The organism is Streptomyces beijiangensis (assembly GCF_017315755.1).
GTDB classification, from domain to species: Bacteria; Actinomycetota; Actinomycetes; order Streptomycetales; family Streptomycetaceae; genus Streptomyces; species Streptomyces beijiangensis.
On the sequence record NZ_JAFLRJ010001479.1, the window covers coordinates 1 to 338 of the forward strand.

Consider the following 338-nt stretch of genomic DNA (forward strand, 5'->3'; position numbering starts at 1 on the left):
CTCCCAGTCCGAGCATCCACCATGCCAGCAGCACCGGGGTGGTGAGGGCGCAGACGAAGAGCAGCAGCAGCTTGAAGCCGTCGGCCAGGGGTGCCCGCAGCTCCCGTACGGTGCCGGTGCGCCGCCACACAAGGAGCATCACGCCGACCGTCAGCGGGGTGAGGAACAGCAGGACCACGGCCGCGATCAGCGTGTTCGTCAGCAGCTCCGTGACGTCGAATCCGCCGGCGAGGAAGGTGTACACGCCGAGGGTGGCGACCAGTCCGGCGATGATCCGGACCCGTTGGAGCCGTTCGATGGACGGATCGAGCGAATCGGGGATCCACGCGGGGTGGAAC

At 68.0% G+C, this 338-nt stretch carries 1 pseudogene; it reads right to left on the reverse strand.

Going from position 1 to position 338, the window contains the following annotated elements:
• Positions 1-338, reverse strand: a pseudogene (locus J0695_RS42340) (hypothetical protein); the annotation flags it as partial.